The 2,141-nt window shown below is 70.2% G+C and carries 2 protein-coding genes; one reads left to right on the top strand and one right to left on the bottom strand.

The genetic code is table 11. The features are described from left to right. The first annotated feature begins 167 nt into the window (after positions 1-167). Positions 168-887 carry a thermonuclease family protein gene (locus AC5JLB_RS01140; protein WP_495872017.1) on the top strand — a complete coding sequence of 240 codons (720 nt, stop codon included), beginning with the start codon at positions 168-170 and terminating at the stop codon, positions 885-887. Here AC5JLB_RS01140 and AC5JLB_RS01135 read toward each other — a convergent pair. After that, positions 884-2,080: a multidrug effflux MFS transporter gene (locus tag AC5JLB_RS01135; protein ID WP_495872016.1), complete on the bottom strand. Its 1,197-nt coding sequence runs from the start codon at positions 2,078-2,080 to the stop codon at positions 884-886. The two genes, AC5JLB_RS01140 and AC5JLB_RS01135, sit on opposite strands and share 4 nt — an antisense overlap. Positions 2,081-2,141: the final 61 nt, after the last annotated feature.

Below are 2,141 nucleotides of genomic sequence, written 5' to 3'. Positions count from 1 at the left end.
CACCGCCGCTCCCACTAAGAACGAGGCCGCAACCGAGTCCGGGACTGACCGACCCATTGCGAGGGCAACCGCGCCGCTTGGGCATCATTCCTGGGCGGCGCCATCACGAATACGCTGCGCAAATGTTTTGTTAACCAATTCATTGAACCCTCACGCCAGACAATCAGATGAAGGACATGATCCTTCGTCTGCTGCTGCTCGCCCTCCTCGTTCCTGTCGCGTTCGGCGCAGGCCTGCTGGTGGCCCGGAGCGACCGGCCCGGCCCCCCCTCCGCTCCAGCCGCCGATCTGTCCGGCCGCGTCGACATGGTGGACGGCGACACGCTGGACGTGGGCGGCACCCGGGTGCGCCTCTTCGGCGTCGACGCGCCCGAGAGGGCGCAGGAGTGCCGCGATACGGCGGGGGCGCCCTGGCCCTGCGGCGCCTGGGCCGCGGACGGTGCGCGCGACCTCTGGCAGGACGCTCAGGCCGCCTGCGAGGTGGTCGAGACCGACCGCTACGGCCGGCAGGTCGCGCGCTGCGAGGTGGAGGGCCGCGACGTCGGCGCGACGCTGGTCGAGAGGGGGATGGCCCTCGCCTATCTCGACTATTCGCGCGACTACCTCCCCCAGCAGGAGACGGCCGAAGAGTCCGGGGCCGGAATCTGGCGTGGCACCTTCCAGGCTCCCTGGGACTGGCGGCGCAATCCGGACCTCGAGGTCACCGACGTGGTCGTCCTCAGCGCCCCGGGCTGCAAGATCAAAGGCAACATCTCGTCCTCGGGCCGCATCTATCACCTTCCGGGCAGCCGGCACTACGCCGACACGGTGATCGACGAGACCGCCGGCGAGCGCTGGTTCTGCTCCGAGTCCGAGGCGCAGGCGGCAGGCTGGCGCCGGGCCCGCTAGCTCCTGCGCACGAGGAGGAGAGACAGGCCCGAGAGCGCCGCGCTCGCCAGCATGATCGCCTGCAGCGGCCAGGGGCCGGACCCGTCCGTCAGCGCCGAGGCGGCAAGAAGGGACAGCCCCGCCCCTCCGGTCGTCATGATGGCCCCCGAAAGGCCCGAGGCCGTCCCGGCGAGGTCCGGCCGTACCGACACCGAGCCCGCCAGCGCGTTGGGCAACGTCATGCCGTTGCCGAGTCCGAGCAGCGTGCAGAAGCCGAAGAAGGCCCAGGGGCTCGGAAACCCGAGGAGCGTCACCAGCAGCGAGGCGCCGAGCCCCACCGTCGCCACCACGCAGCCCGCCATGGCCATGCGGTCGATCCCGACCCGCATCGACATCCGCCCCGCGAGGAAGTTGCCCAGCATGTAACCGATCGACGGGGAACCCAGCGCCACCCCGGTCCAGAGCGGCGACAGGCCGAAGACCCGCCCCGCCACGAAGGCCGCCCCGCCCAGAAGAGCGAAGAAGGCCCCCGACGCGAAGGCCGCGCAGAGCGAGTAGCCCCAGAACCGCTGCGACTGCAGCAGGTGCGGCCACTGTCGCATCTGCGCACCGAGGCTCGTGCCTTGGCCATGCACCGTCTCTCCCTGGTCGAGCGTGACGAGAGCCAGCACCGCGAATCCGGACAGCGCCAGCGCCAGGAAGGAGGCGCGCCAGCCGAAGACCTCGTCGAGCGCGCCGCCCAGCAGGGGGGCCACCATCGGGATCAGCGCCATGCCCATCGTGATGTAGCCGATGCGTGATGCGGATTCGCTCGCGCCCACGGTGTCGCGGACAACGGCGCGGGACAGCACGATCCCCGCCACCACGACGCCCTGCAACATCCGGAACAGGAGGAAGGTCGCGGCATCCGGCGCGAGCGCCGCCCCAACCGAGGCCAGCGCGAATACCGCGAGCGCCCCTATCATCACCGGCCGGCGGCCGAGGCTGTCGGCCACCGACCCGAGCACGATCTGGAGCGCCGCCGTCGCGAGAAGATATCCCGAGACCGCCAACTGCATGACGACGTAGGAGGCGCCCAGGTCCTCCGCCATGTGGCCGAGCGAGGGCAGGAAGATCGACTGGCTCATCGCCGAGACGCCGGCGATCAGGATCAGGGTCGCGATGTGCGGCGGCGTGGTGCGGTCGAGGAAGCGGACCTGAGGCACGGCGGTCATGTCAGCTCCACTTGTGGAAGATGAAGAAGGCACCCAGCGCGATGAAGACGAATCCCACGAG

The organism is Myxacorys chilensis (assembly GCF_059505265.1).
This window is presented reverse-complemented; position numbering and strand designations above follow the sequence as displayed.

What these genes read in the sequence shown, in the direction of transcription:
- AC5JLB_RS01140 (WP_495872017.1), top strand. Translation starts at nt 168, where the DNA reads ATGAAGGACATGATCCTTCGTCTGCTGCTGCTCGCCCTCCTCGTTCCT.
- AC5JLB_RS01135 (WP_495872016.1), bottom strand. Translation starts at nt 2,080, where the DNA reads ATGACCGCCGTGCCTCAGGTCCGCTTCCTCGACCGCACCACGCCGCCG.